Here is a 17,172-nt window from a genome sequence, read left to right as displayed (position 1 = left end):
TTCCCCGATCACGAGGTATTCATCACCGTGAAGCTCTAGGTCCCGAGACCTGCGCCGCGATGCCGCCGGCGCGCTTGTGACCTCTGCTCGCGAACGGTTCGTGCACTCTGCGCAGCGTCTCCACGCGTCCTCTCCTTCTTTCTGGACCCCTGGAGGTGCCTATGCGCCCATCGACGTCGCTCACCACATCACACCTGACCTTCCGCTGGCCCGACGGCGATCTCGTCCTCGACGACCTCACGATCGGCGTCGGTCCCGGCCGGCACGGTCTCGTCGGCCGCAACGGCACGGGCAAGTCGACGTTGCTGCGCCTGCTCGCCGGCGAACTGAGCCCCACGAGCGGGAGCATCAACGTCGACGGAACCCTCGGATACCTGCCACAGGATCCGGCCGCGGACCCCGAAGCCACCGTCGCCGACGTGTTGGGCGTGAGCCCGGTGCTCGCGGCCATCGCCCGCATCGAAGCGGGTTCGGTCGATCCGCTCGACTTCGACGTCGTGGGTGACGACTGGGACGTCAGCGAACGCGTCGAAGCGGCGCTCGCCCGTGTCGGCCTGTCCGCAGTCGGCCTGGAGCGCCCAGTCGGGTCGCTGTCCGGCGGCGAGCTCGTCCTCCTGTCGCTGACCGCGTTGCTGCTGCAACGGCCGAAGGTCCTGCTGCTGGACGAGCCGACCAACAATCTCGACCACCAGGCCCGGCGACGGCTCTACGACCTCGTCACCGGCTTCGGGGGAACGCTGCTGGTCGTCAGCCATGACCGGGCGCTGCTCGACCTCATGGACGACATCGGCGACCTGCGTGAGGGCGGCATCCGGTGGTACGGCGGCGGTTTCAGTGCCTACGAGGAGGCCGTCGCGATCGAACAGGAAGCGGCAGAGCGGGCGGTCGCCGCAGCCAACGCCGACGTCAGGAAGGAGAGGCGGCAGCTCATCGCCAGCCAGCAGATCCTTGCGCGGCGAGAGCGCTACGGCCGCAAGATGTACGCCACGAAACGCGAACCCAAGATCGTCATGGGGGCGCGCAAGCGGGCGGCGCAGGAATCGGCGGGCAAGCTCCGCGGCTTGCACGAGGAACGCCTGGCCGAGGCGCGGTCCGCGTTGGCCGAGGCTGAGGAGCGTGTCCGCGACGACCGGGAGATCCGGGTGGACCTTCCGCAGACCCGGGTGCCGCCGAAACGGCAGGTACTCAGCGCGATCGGTCTTGCGGCCGCGCACGGCGAGGCGATGCTCGATCTGGACCTGCGGGGCCCGGAACGGGTCGCGCTCACCGGGCGCAACGGCATCGGCAAGACCTCGTTGCTGCGCGCGATCACGGGCAGCGAGGAGCCCAGCGGCGGGACGGTCGAGGTGTTCGTGCCGTGGCGCTATCTCCCGCAGAACCTGCGGCTACTCGAGCCGGAGCTGACCGTGGTCGAGAACGTGCGGCGGTTCGCTCCCGACGCCGACCCGACGACGATCCGGGGCCAGCTGGCGCGCTTCCTGTTCCGGGGTCGTGCGGCCGACCAGCCGGCATCGACGCTGTCGGGCGGCGAGCGATGGCGCGCCACGCTGGCGTGCCTGCTGCTGGCCGAACCGGCGCCACAGTTGCTGATCCTCGACGAGCCGACGAACAACCTCGATCTGGCGAGCATCGCGCACCTCGTCGAGGCGCTCGAGTCCTACGAGGGGGCGCTCCTGGTGGTCAGCCACGACGAGCGGTTTCTCGACGACCTCGGCCTGGATCGTCGCCTCGACCTAGGGTGAGTCAGTTCGCCCGGTGCCGCGGAGGAGCCGGTTCCGTCCCGCCGGCGGAACCGGTCTCCGCGGGCCCGGCCGCGACCCGCGTGCCGCTCGGCAGGATCCAGCGGGTCAGCAGCAGGCCCCAGAGCGCGGCCAACACGAACATGATCAGCCCGTAGACGGCTCCGGGTACCGACATCTCCACGCTGCCGAGCACTTCGACCGCGACGTAGATCGCGAGTGTGGCGTTGTGCACGCCGATCTCGAAGGACGAGGCGATCGCCTTCCGGTCCGTCACTCCGACGGCGCGCGGCACGAAGAACCCGACCGCGAGGCTGGCGATGCAGAACAGCGTCGCGACCAGACCGACCTGCGCCAGGTAGTCGAGCGCATTGTCGCGCTGATCGATCAGGACGCCCATCACCAGCACGAACAGGATGACCGCCGAGGCGATCCGTACCGGCCGATCCATCCGGGCGGCGAAGTCCTGCCGCCGGGACCGCACGAGCATGCCGAGCACGACGGGACCGAGGACGACGACGAACACCTCGACGACCTTGCGGAACTGCAGGTCGACGCTGTCGCTGAGTCCGAAGTACGCGATCGAGAGGTTGGTGATGAGCGGCAGCGTCACGATCGCCACGATCGAGTTCAGGGCGGTCAGCGAGACGTTGAGCGCGACGTCGCCGCGGAAGAGATGACTGTACAGATTGGCGCTCGTCCCACCTGGCGAGGCGGCGAGCAGCATCATGCCGACGGCGAGCAGCGGCGGGAGATCGAGCAGCAGCACGAGGCCGAAGCACAGCGCCGGCAGCAGAAGCAGCTGGCACGCCAGGGCGACGACGACGGCGCGCGGATGGCGCTGCACGTCACGGAAGTCGTCGACGGTCAGGGAGAGTCCGAGCCCGAACATGATGATGCCGAGTGCGACCGGCAGTCCGACGGTCGTCAGAGCGGAGTCCATGGCTCACCGTACCGTGACACGCCTCACAGCCGCGGCCCTTTCACCAGTGTCGCGACCACATAGCCGGTCGAGTAGCGGCGTCTTTTTTAGGTGGTCGAGTAGCGACCGAGGAACGAGGGAGCGTATCGAGACCACCCAACTCGACCGCCCCGGCTTAGGTGATCGAGTAGCGGCGAGCTCTGCGAGCCGCGTATCGAGATCGCCCCACCCAACCTGGTCTCGATACGATCGGTCGCTGAGCGCCCTCCCTACTCGACCACCAACCCCCGGCTTAGGTGGTCGAGTAGCGGCGAGCTCTGCGAGCCGCGTATCGAGATCGCCTCACGCAACCTGGTCTCGATACGATCGGTCGCTGAGCGCCCTCCCTACTCGACCGCCCCGGCTTAGGTGATCGAGTAGCGGCGAGCTCTGCGAGCCGCGTATCGAGATCGCCTCACCCAACCTGGTCTCGATACGATCGGTCGCTGAGCGACCTCCCTACTCGACCGGCTGGCTTAGTCGAGGGCGGCGAGGATGGCGGGCATCCGCTCGACGAAGGCCGCGACGCGGTTGCGGGTGCGCTCGGGTTCGCCCTTACGGGCGAGGTTCAGCATGCCCGGGTCGCCCCGTTCGATCCCTGCGGCGATGCGCTCAGTCGCCGTGGTCATGCGAGCGACGACGGCATCGAGCAGGGTTCGCGGGCCCCACTCGCCGTACGCGTCGACGACGAGGTCGATGCGGCGGGCGACGTCCTCGACCGGAATCTCGCGGTACAGAGGTATCCCGGTCCAGCAGAGGAAGGCGAGGTCGTCGATGCGCTCCCCCGGGCCCGCGAGATCCCAATCGATCATCGCCACGAAGTGCCCGCTCTGCACGATCCAGTTGTAGGCGCCGGGGTCGTTGTGGCAGATGATCTGCCCCGGTTCGAGTTCCACCTCGCCAGCCTGGCGCCAGGTGCGCGGGCCGTCGGGGCGGAAGTCCTCGACGATGTCGTGAAAGTCCCGCAACCACGTGACGGCTTCCACCAGCACCGCGTCGAGGACGACCTCGTCGTCGACCGGCACTCCCCGGCCCTCGATGTACGAGACGATCTCGCGTCCGTCCTCGTCGAGCCCGCCGACGTGCGGGATGCCGCCCAACCCCTGGTCGCTGAGCCACTCGAGGAGTTCATGCACGGCCGGCGTCCAGGGGCCGGTGGGCCTGCGGACCGTGCGGCCCACCTTCCACACGCCGCCGGAACCGCCGGGAAGGTGCTCGGGGACAAGCTCGTTCTCGCTGGGCACGCCGTTCATCGTGGCAGTCTCATGCTCGCTCCTCAACCCCGCTGATCGCGGCGCAAGGGGTGATCCTCGGGGATTTGCACCAGCACGAGGCGCACCCCGTCGGGGTCGGCGATCCACGACTCGATCAGCCCCCAGGGTTCCGTCCGCGGCTCCCTCAGCACCTCGACGCCGAGATCACGCAGGCGGGCGTACTCGGCGCGGACGTCGCGGACCTGCAACCACAGGTCGAGATTCGGCGGTCCGGCGGGCTCGCCGCGACCCGACACTTCGAGCAACCCGCTGCCGAGGAAGAAGACGACGCCGGGTCGGTCCGGCGGTCCGAACTCGCGATAGACCGCGAGTCCCAGCACGTCACGGTAGAAGCGCTGCGACCGCTCCAGATCCAGCGGGTGCAGCAGAACGCGTCCGGCGAGCACCTCCATGTCCCCTGCCTACACCGTCGGCGCCGCGACCGCATCACTGCGCGCCCGCCGCGTGGCACAGTGGCGTCATGACGGGCGGCGAGTTCGAGCCGTACGGCGTCACTCACCTCGTGATGCTGGCCATCGGCCTGGGCGGAGTCGTGCCCGTCGCGGTGCTCGGCCGACGCCACCGTGACGACCCCGTGCGAGTGAGCCGATGGTTCGCCGTGGCCCTGGTCGGCTGCACCGTCCCGCTGCAGGTGATCGACCACCTTCCGGGGAACTTCGACCTCGAGACGAGCCTGCCCATCCAGCTCTGCGACATCGCGGCGGTCGCCGCCGTCGTCGCGCTCTGGACCCATCGCCTCACGCCGGTGGCACTGACCTACTACTGGGGTCTGCTCCTCACCCCGCAAGCGCTCCTCACTCCCGCCCTGGCCAGCGACTTCCCCGATCCGAAGTTCCTCGCCTTCTGGGCGATGCACATCCTCGTCATCTGGGCCGCCGTCTTCCTCACCGTCGGTCTCGGGCTGCGGCCGACCTGGTCCGGCCTGGCCCGCACCGCCGCGCTCACCGCCGCGTGGATGGCGGTGATGTACCCCGTGAACGTCGCCCTCGGCACCAACTACGGCTTCGTCAACGCCAAGCCGAGCACCGGCTCGTTCCTCGATCTGCTGGGCCCGTGGCCGTTCTACCTCCTGTTCGAGGCACTGATCGTCGCGGCCGTCTGGGCGCTCATGACGTGGCCCTGGACACGCCGGCGACCCGCCGACGAACCAAGCAGCATGCCCTGAACGACGCAGCACGGACGCGATCGCTTCGGCCTCCTAGGCTGTTCTCCGTGGCTCACTCGCACGCGCATACCTTCGAAGCTCCGGCTCGTCCCCGCCTCGCGAAGGCATTGGCGATCGTGGTCGGCGTCATCGCCGTCGCCGCGATCGCCGGCATGGTCGCACTCTGGCCCAACAGCGGCGACGTCCCTCAGGGCGGCGGTCCGTTCTCGGACGAGAGCGTCACTCTCGTCGACGCCACGGTCGAGTCGGTGGAACCTTTCGACTGCGGCAGCACGGGTATCGGCCCGGACAACACTCCCATGGTCGAAGGCGACTGCGCGCAGGTCACCGCCGCCACCGAGGACGACGAGAGCGCGGAGTTCACTCTCGACCCGACCCGGTACGTCGGTGCCGGGATGGAACCTGGCGACGAGATCGTGCTCATCGAGATCGCGCCGCCGGGCCAGCAGGTCAGCTACGAGTTCCACGATTACCAGCGCGGCAGCCAGCTGCTGGTCATGGCGATCGTCTTCGGGGTGCTGGTGGCGCTCATCGGCCGTTGGCGCGGGCTCTTCGCGATCCTGGGCATCGGCGTCACCCTGCTCGCCCTCGTGCGCTTCGTTCTGCCCGCGCTACTCGCCGGAGGCCCGGCGCTCGCGATCGCGATCGTCGGCTCGACGGCCATCATGCTCGTCGTGCTGTACCTGGCACACGGGATCTCGATCCGCACCACGGCGGCGCTGTTCGGCACGTTGTTCGGTATCGCGTTCACCGCACTCGCCGGGGCCTTCGCGACGGGCTGGGCGCACCTCACCGGTGTCGGTTCGGAGGACGATCACCTGCTGGTGGCGAGCGCCCCCGAGATGAGCCTGTCCGGCGTGGTCGCGGCCACCATGGTGATCGCGGGACTCGGCGTCCTCAACGACGTGACCGTCACGCAGGCCTCCGCGGTGTGGGAGATGCGCGGGCTGCAGCCCACCGCCGGGCCGGGCCAGTTGTTCCGCTCCGCGATGCGCATCGGCCGTGACCACATCGCGTCGAGCGTCTACACGCTCGTGTTCGCGTACGCCGGCTCCGCGATGACGGTGCTCCTGCTCATCACCACCTACCAGCAGGAGCTGCTGCAGGTGGCCACGACAGAGCAGATCGGCCAGGAGATCGTGCGGACCCTGGTCGGCGCGGTCGGCCTCGTGCTGGCCGTTCCGGTCACCACGGCGATCGCCGTGGCGCTCGCACCTCCGGCGGCCGGCGAGCACGCGAACGAGGGCGATCTGGCGTTGCCCACGCCGGGCGGCGAGCACGCCGAGTCGGGAGCGCACACCGCTCCCGGCGACGTCAGAGGGTAGCGAGCAGGGCGACCATCAGCGCCACCAGGATCACGAAGCCGACGACGGCGACGATCGTCGCCGTCACGCCCTTGCGTTTCTGCGGTTCGTGACCGATGCTGCCGGCGCTGAACTGGTGCATGGGCGCCATGTAGAAGACGGGGACCGCTTCGCCGGGCCGCACCTCGAACTCCAGGCTCGCGCGGCCGTACTCCAAGATCCACTGGCACGAGACATCGACGCGCGCCGGGCCGGGCGGCATCGGAATGCGGTTGAAGCCGTACTGCGCACGCACCGGATAGCCGTTGATGAGCACGTTCGGCGTGAGCGCGTTCGACGTCATCATCGACCCCTGCAGGGTCAGATCGATGGTTCCGGGCGGCGGCACCGACGAGGGGTGCTCAGCGGGCGTCGTCATGGCGACATCGTACGGGTGCCGTCGGTCGGGCCGTGGCCCGCGCGCCACTCGCCAGGGTGGCGCTCCTACCCTGGTCCGGTGCGATCAGCGCACTGACCGGCGTGCCACCTCATTTCAGGACTTCGATGACCTCCGACCACTCCCCCGCCCCGGCCGACGCCACGCAACTCGGCCACGGCCTGCGGACCCGGCATCTCACGATGATGGGGCTCGGCTCCGCCATCGGCGCCGGGCTGTTTCTCGGCGCCGGTGTCGGCATCGCCGCAGCCGGCCCAGCCGTGCTCGTGTCGTACGGCGTGGCGGGGGTCGTCGTCGTGCTCGTCATGCGGATGCTCGCCGAGATGGCGAGCGCGCGGCCGGCGAGCGGCTCCTTCTCCGTCTACGCCGAGGAGGCGCTCGGCCGCTGGGCCGGCTTCCTGCTCGGATGGCTCTACTGGTTCATGCTGATCATGGTGCTCGGTGCCGAGATCACCGGTGCCGCGCAGATCGTCACCGGCTGGCTGCCCGACGTCCCGCAATGGCTGGTCGCGCTCGTCTTCGTCTCCGTCTTCGCCGTGATCAACCTGTGGGGCGTGCGGCAGTTCGGCGAGTTCGAGTTCTGGTTCGCGTTCATCAAGGTGGCGGCGATCATCGCCTTCCTGGTGGTCGGCGTGCTCCTGGTCTTCGGGCTGCTTCCCGGGACCGAGGCGGTCGGCACCAGCAACTTCCTCGGCCAGGGCGGTTTCGCACCGAACGGCATCAGCGGGGTCGCCGCCGGCCTGCTCGTGGTGGCCTTCGCCTTCGGCGGCATCGAGATCGTGACGATCGCCGCGGCCGAGGCCGAGGATCCCAAGCTGGCCGTCGCCCGCGCGACCCGCAGCATCGTGTGGCGCATCCTCGTCTTCTATCTCGGCTCGATCGCGATCATGGTGCTGGTCATGCCGTGGGACTCCCCCGACCTGCTCACCGGGCCGTTCGCCGCCGTGCTGGAACTCGCCGGTCTGCCGATCGCGGCGGTGCTGATGGAGGTCGTCGTCGTGATCGCGCTGCTGTCGGCGTTCAACGCCCAGGTCTACGGCACCTCGCGGATGGCGTACTCGCTCGCCCACCGCGGCGACGGGCCGCACGCGCTCACCCGGGTGTCGCAGCGAAGCGTGCCGTGGGTATCGGTGCTCGTGTCGATCTTCTTCGGCTTCGTAGCAGTGCTGCTCAACTGGCTGCTGCCCGACGACCTGCTGTCGATCCTGCTCAACGCCGTCGGCGCGGCGCTGCTCGTGGTGTGGGTGATCATCGCGGTCTCGCAACTCACGTTGCGACGGAGGCTCGTCGCCGAGGCCCGCGAGCGCGGTGAGTCCCTGGCACTCACGATGTGGGCGTTCCCGTGGCTGACGTGGGGCGTGCTCATCGCGCTGGCCGCGCTCGCGGCACTGATGCTCACCGACGACGCCGCCCGGGCCCAGCTGTTCTCCACGGCCGGGCTCGTCGCCGTGATCCTGGCGATCTACGCCCTCACCCGCACCCGCCGCCCCGACGGACGGTGACGTAGCGCTCCACCCGGACGCTACGCACCGGGGCCGTTCTCACGCCCGCTGCTCCTGCTTCTGCTGGTAGCGGTGGAGCAGGAAGCTGAGCGGGGCCGAGGTGACGCCGTGGAGCAGCACCGAGATCGTGATCGCCAACGACACGTAGGTGAACACGGTCGAGTCCCCGGTCTCCCGGTGCGCGAGGGTCGCGTAGAACAAGGCCGAGACCCCGATGGGGCCGAACCAGCTGAGGAACGCGGTCTCGGCCCTGTTGTGCTCGGTGCGGAGCACGGGCCGCAGCAACCAGACCGCAGCCACGCGACGCACGACGAGCGCCAGCAGCAGTGCGGCTGCCGCGCCCCAGCCCAGAGCCGCCCACTGCGGGAACGGAAGCGCCAGCCCCAGCAACATGAAGACGGGCAGGATGAAGAACCGGTTGACGCTGTCGTCCAGCCGATCCTGCTGGATCTCGTCCGTCTGAGGGATCACCTGCCCGAAGACGGCGGCCGCCAGGAACACCGCCAGCAGTGCGTCCACTCCCAGCAGCCTCCCGACTCCGAGGACGAACAACGCCAGCGGGATGACGAACCCGAGGTAGGAGCTCTCCTCGATGAGGTGGTGGCGGCGCACCCGGTTGAAGAGGAACCCGAAGCAGAAGCCGGCCGCGATACCGAGCACGACGGCGCCGACGACCTCGTGCAGCAGCACCGTGGTCAGCAGTTCCGACCACGCCCTTTCGGGGCGCACGATGAGCAGGATGGGAAGAAAGACGAAGAGGTAGGCCAAGCCGTCGTTCAGTCCGCTCTCGGACGAGATGTTGTACCGGACGCTGTCGGGAATCTTCTGCTCCGCGAGGCTGCCGGTCACGATCGGCGTGGTGACGATGGGGTCGGTGGGTGTGATGATGGCGCCCAGCAGGAGCGCCGTCAGGAAGGGCACCCCGAGCAGGGCCCAGAGCGCCCCCGTCGCCACCAGCAGCATGATCAGCATCCCGAGCCCGATCATGCAGGCCACCCAGCGGACGTGCGCCCGCCAGTAACCGTGCGGGAGACGGAGCGCCACCCCCGAAAGGCCGATCGCCAGCGTGAACCGCGACGTCTCCTCGAGCAGCGTCATCGGCGGCATGCCCACGTCGGCGATGCGAAGCAGATCGAGAGCATGAGGACCCACCAGCGCGCCGAACGCCAGCGCGAGGAGCGGCCCGGGCAAACCCATACGCTGCAACGCCGAGGAGAACGCCGAGAACAGCAGCAGTGCGCCCGAGAAGAGTGCGACCGTGAGGTCCAATGGCATCTGTCTTCACCTCCGACCGTCGAACCATGTCAGCGAGCGGTTCGCTCCATGCCGAGCCAAGCTACCGGCTTCCCCGGCGACTCGCTCTTCGTCGCTTGGCACGTTGCCCGCAACGTGGGCGCCCTGAGCGTGACGGCGATCAGGTGCACGCGGCACGCCCGCCCGGATCACCCCGCTCTGCGGTGGCCGGGCCGCTGGTGGGTCGGGCCGACGCGGCGACGAGCTCTTCTGGGAGTGACGACGTTCCGCCCCGCAGGTGCGGGTCGGCGAGCGCGGGGATGATCGTCACGAGCGCGAGGACGGCCAACGCGCACCCCAGGAGCAGTGGGGCGCGGAGCCCGTAGTGCGGGATCAGTGCGGATCCGATCGCCGAGCCGAGGATGACGCCGAGAGTGATGAAGGACGCGTGGATGGTATTGACCAACGGCGCGGTGCTGCCGGCGCGCTGCACCCGTACCGCCATCGCCGGGTTCATCGTCACGCCGACCAGACCGATGCCCAGCATGAAGACGAGTGCCAGCGGCGCAGCGCCGGCGAAGAGCGCGAATCCGGCCAGAAAGACCGCGTTGAGTGCGGTCCCGGCCAGCAAGGTCACCACGGTGCGTCGATCGGCGAGGCGAGCGACGACCGTGTTGCCCACGAGGGTCGCGGCGCCATAGCCGACCAGGAGCAGCGGGATGAGACCCGCCGGCAAGCCGGTGACGTCGGTGAGGATCGGCGTGAAGAAGCTGAACGCCGAGAAGGTCGCGCCGATGATCAGCGTGCTCGAGACGAGCGCCAGCACGAATTGCGGACGGCGCAGCACCACGAGCTCACGCCTCATCGAGCCGGCCCCGGCGTCCGCGACGTCTGCAGGGGCCGGGTTCTGCACGAACCGCAGGGTGAGCAGGGCGGCGACGACGGTGAGCGCCGAGATCGTCCAGAAGGCTGCCCGCCAACCGAGCTGCCCGCCGACGAACGTCGCCAGCGGCATCCCGAGCAGTGTCCCGAGCATCAGACCGCTCATCGCGACGCCGTTGGCGCGGCCGCGCATTCGCTCGTCCACCAGACGAGCGCTCAACGAGACGGAGATGCCGAAGAACGCCTGGGCGGCGACACCGCCGACGACTCGAGCGATGACCATGACCCAGTACGAGTTCGCCAGGGCAGCGATGACGTTGCCGGCGAGGAAGATCGCGAAGATCACCAGCAACGCGCTCCGGGGAGTTGCCCGCAGCAGAAGCACGGTCAGGGCTGGTCCTCCGATCGTCATCGCCACGGCGAAGACGGTGACGAGGTAACCGATCTGCTCGATCCCGGTATCGAGACCTGCGGCGAGCTGAGGCATGAGCCCCGCGACGGCGAACTCGCTGGTCGTCATCGCGAAGATGCCTGCGGCGAGAACGTAGACGGACCAGGGCACCGGACGCGACGACGCGGACGAACTCGATGAGGTCATGACTCCCACTTTCTGTGATAGAGAATCCAAAATCAGCGCAGGCGTGAGGGACCTTCGTTCACGCCTGCCGGCGTCAGTTCAGGAGCGCGTGCAGTCCAGCCAGCGCTATACGACGGAGGGTGTCGGGGGCCGCGTCGGATTGAGCCGTGACTCGCAGCCCCGAGATGATGGTGTTGACGAGCATGGCGCCTTCGTCCGGCTCCACACCACCGGCAACGCTGCCGTCGCGACGACCGGCTTGAATGGCGTCGGCGAGCAGCGCGGTCCGCTCCCGCAGGTCGCGGCCGAGGATGCGCGCGACCCGCCCGTCGCGCCCCCGCAGGTCGGGATCCATGAAGCTCTGCACCACCATGCAGCCGGCCGCCCGGCCGCGCTGAAAGCTGTCCCGCTCCTCGTCGATGACGACGTCGATCAAGGCACGCAGACGGTCGCCGCCGGGCCGGGCGTCGTCGGCGAGAATCGCTGTCTGACGTTCCCGTACCGCGGCGACGTAGTGCTCCAGAGCGCGCACGAAGAGCTCGTCTTTGGAGATGAACGCGTTGTAGAGACTGCTGCGCCGCACCCCCGCCGCCTCGCAGAGTTGCTCGGTGGACGTGCCGGCGAATCCATGCACGCGAAACTCGCCAGCGGCGGCGCGGAGTACGGCGGTCTCGTCAAACGTCCGAGGTCTTCCCATGGCAGCACCGTAGCAGGTATTGGACTTATGTATCCAAAATCGGTCGACCAGTGGCCGATCGCTTCTGCCGCACGGCGGTCGAGGGCGGCATCAGCGGAGGTTCAGGAGCGGCCGCGGTGGCGCGGAAGAATCCTCACCCCTGCCGCCGGGCGAGAACGATCGCGCCCGGGACATCGTCATCGGGCCGCAGGACCGTCACCGATTCGAGGCGGAAGCCGGCGTCGCGCAACCAGTCCGACACCGTGCTCGCCTGACGCAGATGGGTATCGACACTGATCGGCTCACCGGTGTAGCCGGTCGACGCATGCTCAATCCCGTCGCCCACGTGAAAACCGATGAGGACAAGGCCTCCGGGCCGAACGACGCGGTGGAACTCCGCCATCACGCTCGGCATGGCCTCATCGGGAACGTGGATGATCGACCAGAACGCGACGACGGCGGCGAGGGAGCAAGTGTCCACGTCGAGGCCCGTCATCGACCCCACCTCGAAGCGCACCCGCGGGTGATCGCGCTGGGCGATCGCGACCATCGCGGGTGAGAGGTCGATACCGAACGCCTCGACGCCCGAGTCGTGAAGATGTCGAGTGGCGTATCCGGGACCACAACCCACGTCGGCGACCGGCCCGCCGCCGCCATGCTTCACGAGATCGGCCAGGACATCCAGATGCGCCCTCAGCTGCGGATGCGTGTCGAGGAGTCCCTGGACCCGCTCCGCATACCCGGCGGCATCGACGTCGTACGAAGCACGTGTTTCCGCGAGCCAGGTGGACAGGCCAGGTTTCCCGTTCTCGTCACTCATGACAACCCTTGATTTCGAAGGCAACGTTCTCGCGAGAGCGTGTGGTCGACGAGTGCTGGCACCACGGTTCCCCACAGTTGCGGCGGTGGCGCTTCGTGCCCCATGCCGTCGACCCGCAGGAGAACGGCGTCCGGGATCAGTCGAGCGAGCGCCTCGCCGTGGGGCAACGGGAACAGCGGGTCGGTGTCACTGTGGACGACGAGGGTCGGTGCTGTGATCAGGGACGGGTCGATCGCTGCATCGGACGCCACGAGGAAATGGTTCGTGAACGACGAACCCATGTGCCGGCTGCGGCCGAACTCCACAGTGGCGATCGCACGGCAACGTTCCTCGTCGAAGCCGAGCGAGCCCGCGTAGGCGCGTTCGGCTTCAACCCGGTAGTCGATGACGGCCGAGGCATTGGCCCAGTCCCTCACCTCAGGGAGTGCGCTCTCCGCTGCGCTGAGGGCGGGGGCCGGTGGAGGCAGATCTCCACAGTCCCCTCCAGCCGGTGACGACTCGATGAGAGTCAATGTCCGCACGCGATGTGCCGCGTGGACGGCAAGATGCTGTGCGATCCCCCCGCCCATCGACAGACCCACGACGTGTGCCGCGTCGATGCCCAGTGAGTCGAGGATCCGCACGGGGTCGGTCGCCAGGTCGAGGCCTGTGTAACTCGGGTGGCCCGGCGGACTGGTTGTCGACTGCCCCGTGTCTCGTTGGTCGAACCGGACGACATGCAGTCCTTCCGCAGCGAGGACACCACAGAATTTCGGGGTCCACCAATCCATCGACTGCGTAGCACCGGCGATGAGCAACACCGACGGGTCGCTCCGGTCACCGAACTCGTCGACCGCCAAGGAGACGTGGTCGAACTCGAGAATCCTCACGACCCCGATCGTCCTCCCGTCGATTCCACGCCGTCAACGGGTTGACGGCGGCTCGGCCGGAACCGATCCAGCTCAGTTCAACGCCTGCCCTGAAGCGGAACTCGACCACATCGCTCGGCTCCTCCCCGCCGTTCTGGCGGTCTACGCTCTCACCCGCACCGGCCCTTCCGTGGACGGTGGCGCAGGGTGCGTTCTCCGCGGACGGTGGTGGATGTCCGGTCCCTTCGCGAGCGGTGAACGGACGCGACGCGACCGGCGACCCGCCCAGCGGAGCGTCATGCCCACGAGCGCGAGAATCAACAAGGACCAGAGAGCTGCGGAAAGCCCGCTGGCACCGGTGACCGCGCCGACCGACCCGCCGACGATGAGGAGGTACGTCGCCCACAGGAGAGCGCCCACCGCGCTGGCGGCAAGGAACCGCGGGAGGGGCAGCCGAGTCGCTCCTGCCGTGAAAGTGATCGCCACGCGCCACCCCGGGAGCACACGGGCTGTCACGATCAACGCCGCTCCGCGCCGCGCCAACGTGGCGCCAGTCCAGTCGATCAGGCGTGCAACCCGCGGGCGCCGCTGCCATGCGAACCGCCTGGTACCGAAACGTCGACCGACCAGGTACGTGATGATGTCACCCAGGAACGCCGCCGACGTCCCGAGCGCGATCAGTTCGATGACGCTTACGGCTCCCGCGTCGAGCGCGGACGACGCTCGGGACAGGAACGCCGCCTCCCCGGGGACGAGCGGCACGACACCGTCGAGCGTGATCAACACGAACAGCCAGGCATCACTCATGGCGGGCCCCCTGCGCAAGGCCGAAGCCATCGATGCGGCAACAGCGGGGCTGGCCGCCCATCTTCTGATCCATGTGCAGCACGCTAGGGATGAGGTTCGTCGCGCGGCGTCACCCGGCAGAGCCATCCGATCCCCTACCGGCGTAGGGGCCCAGTGTTGCTGTCGCCAGGAATGCCGAACGTCGCTGTCGTCGCGGTGCGTAACGCGCGGCGACAGCGACGGGATCAGGGGAGCGGCAACCGCGACCTCACCGGCTGAGCTGACGCAATCGGAACAGGGCGAGCATCAAGCCGACCACCGTGATGCCGACGGGCCACGCGATGGCCAGAAGCTCAGCGTGCTGGCTGACCCACGAGTCGGCGGATCCCGCCGAGGTGGCGAACAACCCGCGCGTGGCGTTGACGGTGGCCGACAGCGGATTCCATTGGGCCAGCACCGTCAACCAGCTCGGCATCAACGTCGTCGGGACGATGGTGTCCGCCACCATCGCGAGCGGGAAGACCAAGGCGAAATACTTCATCGCAGCCTCCGGGCCGCTCACCAACAATCCCAACAGGATTCCGGTCCAGGAGAGGGCCAGGCGCAACAACACAAGCAGACCGATCGCCGCCGCGACCGTCATCGCGTTGCCGTCGGGCCGCCACCCCGCCAGCATTCCCAGCGGTAGGAGGATCGCCAGTTCGACGAGCGCGGTGAGGACATCGGCCAGCGACCGTCCGGCAAGCATCGCGACCGGCCATAGGGGAAGCGTGCGCATGCGATCCACGACCCCGCTACGCATGTCCGTAGCCACGGACATGGTCGTGGTGCCGATGCCGAACGCCATGGACAGCGTGAAAAGCCCCGGCAACAGGTATGCGCGGTAGTCGCTTCCGGACATCGCCATGCCAGCGCCCAGCGCTTCGCCGAAGACGAAGCCGAACATCACCACGGCCATGACGGGAATCAACAGAGTGCCGAGTAACTCGTCTGGACGTCGAAGCAAGCGCATCAGGTGGCGTCGTGCCACCACCCACGTGTCGGAGGCCGCCCAAGCCAGAGTCGTTGGAGAAAGTGCTGTCATCATGCTCACCTCTCTCGTTGTCCCTGAGTCGTCCGGCCGGTCACGTGCAGGAAGACGTCATCGAGGTCGGGGCGGCGAAGCGCGAGCTCCTCCGTGGTGAGCCCGAGCTCGCGCAGCGCGCCGGCAAGCTGTTCGAGAATCTGCGCCTCACCGTTCATAGCGACCGAGAGTGTGCGTGCGTCGGCATCGAGCTCGGGCATGGAGCCGACGTTCATTGCGACTCGATGAGCGGCACCGAGCAGGTCGCGGCCCTCCGGCACGGAGATTTCCGCACGGGTTCTCCCCACGTACAACTTGAGCTCTGCCGAGCATCCTTCCGCGACAACACGGCCGTGGTCGATCATCGAGATTCGTTGGCAAAGTCGATCCGCTTCCTCCAGGTATTGGGTCGTGAGCAGAACAGTGGTGCCGGACGATGCCAACTCGCGGACGCTGTTCCAGACCTCGAGGCGACTTCGCGGATCCAAGCCCGTCGTGGGCTCGTCGAGGAACAGCACCTGCGGATTGCGGATGAGGCTGACCGCCAGGTCAAGACGCCGACGCATGCCTCCTGAGTAACCCCGTACGGGCCGGTCCGCCGCGGGCGCAAGGTCGAAACGTTCGAGAAGATCTGTGGCGCGTAGTCGCGCTGTCTTGGGGGGAAGATGGTGCAGCCGAGCAAAGAGTTCCAGGTTCTCGCGGCCGCTCAACAGCTCGTCCACCGTGGTGAACTGCCCGGCCACTCCGATCCGAGCCCGCACTCCGATCGGGTCCTTCACGACATCGCGACCAGCGACCCAGGCGCTGCCGGCATCGAAGCGCAGCAACGTGGTGAGGATCCGTACCGTCGTGGTCTTGCCTGCGCCGTTGGGGCCCAGCAGTCCGTGCACTGTACCGGGCCCCACGACCAAGTCGAGACCATCGAGAACCGCCCCGCGACCCCGGTAGCGTTTCGATACCCCCTCCAGGAGAATCGCGGGTTGCACGTCCGTGCTCATACTGCAGTCACCTCCATCATCCGGTGTGGGTGCCTCGTGACCGGACCCGCGCCAGGACGGGTGACCTCGTCATGGCGACCGACAGCAATACGTGCGATGTTGCGGAGCGACTCGCTGTTCTCGCGGTAGTACCCGCAGTGACCCGTGGCGGACCCGGTGTCGAAGCGAATCGCGCCTAGCTCTGGGTGCAAGGGTGAGCGTCCCAAACCCAGGCTCCCGAGTCGCACTCGCGGGAAAAAACGGATCCAGTCGGATGTGGCGTGGCCGGCCCAGAGTCGTGTCCGGTCATTCAGTTCGTCGCGCCGCCAAACGCCCATCCCCGGACTTCCCAGGGCCACCACGTCCTCGGCGCGCGCGGAGCTGAGGGCGAGACCACATACCGTCGCGCCATAGCTGTGGCCGATCAGCGTGATGTGAGCTGTCGACGGCAGGTAATGGGTCAGGCGTGCTAAGTCAGCGGCACCGGCGTGGGCGGGAGCGTTACTGGCCGCACGGATCAGATCCTGGGGCGTGTGGTAGCCGATCCACACCACCACTGCGGCACGCGCACCAGGATCCACCCGCTGCATCTCGCGGAGCACGCGTTGCCCGCGGGCTCGCGGGCCGACTGGCCCACGTTCGGTGTAGTAGTTGCTCAAGTGGTGCCCGTTGCCGGGAACGATCACGGCGATGTGATCGGCCATGGCAAGGTCGCCGAACGCTTCGACGATGCGCCGTCCACCGGGCCCCCCGTCGGAGGCCAGGACTGAACACCCGCCGCCGGGCTCGAGGCTGTAGCGAAGCGGAGCTGGGGTCGACGCGGGGTGCGAGGCGGTCACGATCGTCACGTCGTCTCCTCCCCCGCCCAGGGAGAGCACAGCCGCTGGCCGGCCGTACGTGGCATGCGAGTCTTCGTCATGGCTCAGACG

17 protein-coding genes are annotated in these 17,172 nt (G+C 68.3%); 4 read left to right on the top strand and 13 right to left on the bottom strand.

Features of this window, described 5'->3' with window-relative positions; genetic code table 11:
* Nucleotides 1–161 precede the first annotated feature (161 nt).
* Entirely contained in the window at nucleotides 162–1,742 is a 1,581-nt protein-coding gene (locus D9V41_RS10075) for an ABC-F family ATP-binding cassette domain-containing protein (RefSeq protein ID WP_121794430.1), read from the top strand.
* 1 nt (nucleotide 1,743) lies between these two features.
* On the opposite strand, the gene D9V41_RS10070 is transcribed toward D9V41_RS10075, so the two are convergent.
* The 3 genes from D9V41_RS10070 to D9V41_RS10060 all read right to left on the bottom strand — a co-directional run bounded on the left by D9V41_RS10070 (nucleotide 1,744) and on the right by D9V41_RS10060 (nucleotide 4,366).
* A complete protein-coding gene (locus tag D9V41_RS10070) occupies nucleotides 1,744–2,682 on the bottom strand; it encodes a bile acid:sodium symporter family protein (RefSeq protein WP_121794429.1) in 939 nt (312 codons plus the stop codon).
* Nucleotides 2,683–3,176: 494 nt separating this feature from the next.
* Nucleotides 3,177–3,953: a phosphotransferase gene (locus D9V41_RS10065; RefSeq protein ID WP_121794428.1), complete on the bottom strand. Its 777-nt coding sequence runs from the start codon at nucleotides 3,951–3,953 to the stop codon at nucleotides 3,177–3,179.
* Between the two features lie 23 nt (nucleotides 3,954–3,976).
* Nucleotides 3,977–4,366, bottom strand: a complete 390-nt coding sequence (locus tag D9V41_RS10060; RefSeq protein WP_121794427.1) for a VOC family protein — start codon at nucleotides 4,364–4,366, stop codon at nucleotides 3,977–3,979.
* Nucleotides 4,367–4,434: 68 nt separating this feature from the next.
* Between D9V41_RS10060 and D9V41_RS10055 the strand changes: the two genes are divergently transcribed.
* On the top strand, nucleotides 4,435–5,139 hold the full coding sequence (locus D9V41_RS10055; RefSeq protein ID WP_121794426.1) for a YwaF family protein: 705 nt from the start codon (nucleotides 4,435–4,437) through the stop codon (nucleotides 5,137–5,139).
* A 47-nt stretch (nucleotides 5,140–5,186) separates the two neighbouring features.
* Nucleotides 5,187–6,464, top strand: a complete 1,278-nt coding sequence (locus tag D9V41_RS10050; protein ID WP_121794425.1) for a YibE/F family protein — start codon at nucleotides 5,187–5,189, stop codon at nucleotides 6,462–6,464.
* On the opposite strand, the gene D9V41_RS10045 is transcribed toward D9V41_RS10050, so the two are convergent.
* Nucleotides 6,454–6,861, bottom strand: a complete 408-nt coding sequence (locus tag D9V41_RS10045; RefSeq protein ID WP_121794424.1) for a hypothetical protein — start codon at nucleotides 6,859–6,861, stop codon at nucleotides 6,454–6,456. The genes D9V41_RS10050 and D9V41_RS10045 overlap by 11 nt on opposite strands.
* A 125-nt stretch (nucleotides 6,862–6,986) precedes the next feature.
* On the opposite strand from D9V41_RS10045, the gene D9V41_RS10040 reads away from it, so the two are divergent.
* Nucleotides 6,987–8,381, top strand: a complete 1,395-nt coding sequence (locus tag D9V41_RS10040) for an amino acid permease (protein ID WP_121794423.1) — start codon at nucleotides 6,987–6,989, stop codon at nucleotides 8,379–8,381.
* Nucleotides 8,382–8,420: 39 nt separating this feature from the next.
* Here the strand turns inward: D9V41_RS10040 and D9V41_RS10035 are convergent, their stop codons facing one another.
* The 9 genes from D9V41_RS10035 to D9V41_RS09995 form a co-directional block, all read right to left on the bottom strand.
* The gene (locus D9V41_RS10035; protein ID WP_121794422.1) at nucleotides 8,421–9,656 is read right to left on the bottom strand and encodes a cation:proton antiporter domain-containing protein; all 1,236 of its coding nucleotides are present in this window, start codon (nucleotides 9,654–9,656) and stop codon (nucleotides 8,421–8,423) included.
* Between the two features lie 139 nt (nucleotides 9,657–9,795).
* A complete protein-coding gene (locus D9V41_RS10030; RefSeq protein ID WP_208006816.1) occupies nucleotides 9,796–11,094 on the bottom strand; it encodes an MFS transporter in 1,299 nt (432 codons plus the stop codon).
* A gap of 73 nt (nucleotides 11,095–11,167) precedes the next feature.
* Nucleotides 11,168–11,770 carry a TetR/AcrR family transcriptional regulator gene (locus tag D9V41_RS10025; RefSeq protein WP_121794421.1) on the bottom strand — a complete coding sequence of 201 codons (603 nt, stop codon included), beginning with the start codon at nucleotides 11,768–11,770 and terminating at the stop codon, nucleotides 11,168–11,170.
* Nucleotides 11,771–11,903: 133 nt separating this feature from the next.
* Nucleotides 11,904–12,569: a class I SAM-dependent methyltransferase gene (locus D9V41_RS10020; RefSeq protein WP_121794420.1), complete on the bottom strand. Its 666-nt coding sequence runs from the start codon at nucleotides 12,567–12,569 to the stop codon at nucleotides 11,904–11,906.
* The gene (locus tag D9V41_RS10015) at nucleotides 12,566–13,438 is read right to left on the bottom strand and encodes an alpha/beta fold hydrolase (protein WP_121794419.1); all 873 of its coding nucleotides are present in this window, start codon (nucleotides 13,436–13,438) and stop codon (nucleotides 12,566–12,568) included. Before D9V41_RS10015 ends, D9V41_RS10020 begins: the two co-directional genes overlap by 4 nt.
* A 141-nt stretch (nucleotides 13,439–13,579) precedes the next feature.
* Nucleotides 13,580–14,224, bottom strand: a complete 645-nt coding sequence (locus tag D9V41_RS10010) for a DedA family protein (protein WP_166375992.1) — start codon at nucleotides 14,222–14,224, stop codon at nucleotides 13,580–13,582.
* 247 nt (nucleotides 14,225–14,471) lie between these two features.
* Nucleotides 14,472–15,290 (bottom strand): ABC transporter permease, encoded by an 819-nt coding sequence (locus tag D9V41_RS10005; protein ID WP_121794417.1) that lies wholly within the window; start codon nucleotides 15,288–15,290, stop codon nucleotides 14,472–14,474.
* Between the two features lie 2 nt (nucleotides 15,291–15,292).
* The gene (locus tag D9V41_RS10000) at nucleotides 15,293–16,264 is read right to left on the bottom strand and encodes an ATP-binding cassette domain-containing protein (RefSeq protein ID WP_121794416.1); all 972 of its coding nucleotides are present in this window, start codon (nucleotides 16,262–16,264) and stop codon (nucleotides 15,293–15,295) included.
* Nucleotides 16,261–17,091 carry an alpha/beta hydrolase gene (locus tag D9V41_RS09995; RefSeq protein WP_243697225.1) on the bottom strand — a complete coding sequence of 277 codons (831 nt, stop codon included), beginning with the start codon at nucleotides 17,089–17,091 and terminating at the stop codon, nucleotides 16,261–16,263. Before D9V41_RS09995 ends, D9V41_RS10000 begins: the two co-directional genes overlap by 4 nt.
* Between the last annotated feature and the right edge of the window lie 81 nt (nucleotides 17,092–17,172).

Origin of the sequence: Aeromicrobium phragmitis (genome assembly GCF_003674095.1) — a bacterium.
Classification (GTDB): Bacteria; Actinomycetota; Actinomycetes; order Propionibacteriales; family Nocardioidaceae; genus Aeromicrobium; species Aeromicrobium phragmitis.
This window is presented reverse-complemented; position numbering and strand designations above follow the sequence as displayed.

Bases quoted from the DNA above. Each gene is read 5' to 3' on its own strand.
- D9V41_RS10075 (WP_121794430.1), top strand. From the start codon at position 162: ATGCGCCCATCGACGTCGCTCACCACATCACACCTGACCTTCCGCTGG.
- D9V41_RS10070 (WP_121794429.1), bottom strand. From the start codon at position 2,682: ATGGACTCCGCTCTGACGACCGTCGGACTGCCGGTCGCACTCGGCATC.
- D9V41_RS10065 (WP_121794428.1), bottom strand. From the start codon at position 3,953: ATGAACGGCGTGCCCAGCGAGAACGAGCTTGTCCCCGAGCACCTTCCC.
- D9V41_RS10060 (WP_121794427.1), bottom strand. From the start codon at position 4,366: ATGGAGGTGCTCGCCGGACGCGTTCTGCTGCACCCGCTGGATCTGGAG.
- D9V41_RS10055 (WP_121794426.1), top strand. From the start codon at position 4,435: ATGACGGGCGGCGAGTTCGAGCCGTACGGCGTCACTCACCTCGTGATG.
- D9V41_RS10045 (WP_121794424.1), bottom strand. From the start codon at position 6,861: ATGACGACGCCCGCTGAGCACCCCTCGTCGGTGCCGCCGCCCGGAACC.
- D9V41_RS10040 (WP_121794423.1), top strand. From the start codon at position 6,987: ATGACCTCCGACCACTCCCCCGCCCCGGCCGACGCCACGCAACTCGGC.
- D9V41_RS10035 (WP_121794422.1), bottom strand. From the start codon at position 9,656: ATGCCATTGGACCTCACGGTCGCACTCTTCTCGGGCGCACTGCTGCTG.
- D9V41_RS10030 (WP_208006816.1), bottom strand. From the start codon at position 11,094: ATGACCTCATCGAGTTCGTCCGCGTCGTCGCGTCCGGTGCCCTGGTCC.
- D9V41_RS10025 (WP_121794421.1), bottom strand. From the start codon at position 11,770: ATGGGAAGACCTCGGACGTTTGACGAGACCGCCGTACTCCGCGCCGCC.
- D9V41_RS10020 (WP_121794420.1), bottom strand. From the start codon at position 12,569: ATGAGTGACGAGAACGGGAAACCTGGCCTGTCCACCTGGCTCGCGGAA.
- D9V41_RS10010 (WP_166375992.1), bottom strand. From the start codon at position 14,224: ATGAGTGATGCCTGGCTGTTCGTGTTGATCACGCTCGACGGTGTCGTG.
- D9V41_RS10005 (WP_121794417.1), bottom strand. From the start codon at position 15,290: ATGATGACAGCACTTTCTCCAACGACTCTGGCTTGGGCGGCCTCCGAC.
- D9V41_RS10000 (WP_121794416.1), bottom strand. From the start codon at position 16,264: ATGAGCACGGACGTGCAACCCGCGATTCTCCTGGAGGGGGTATCGAAA.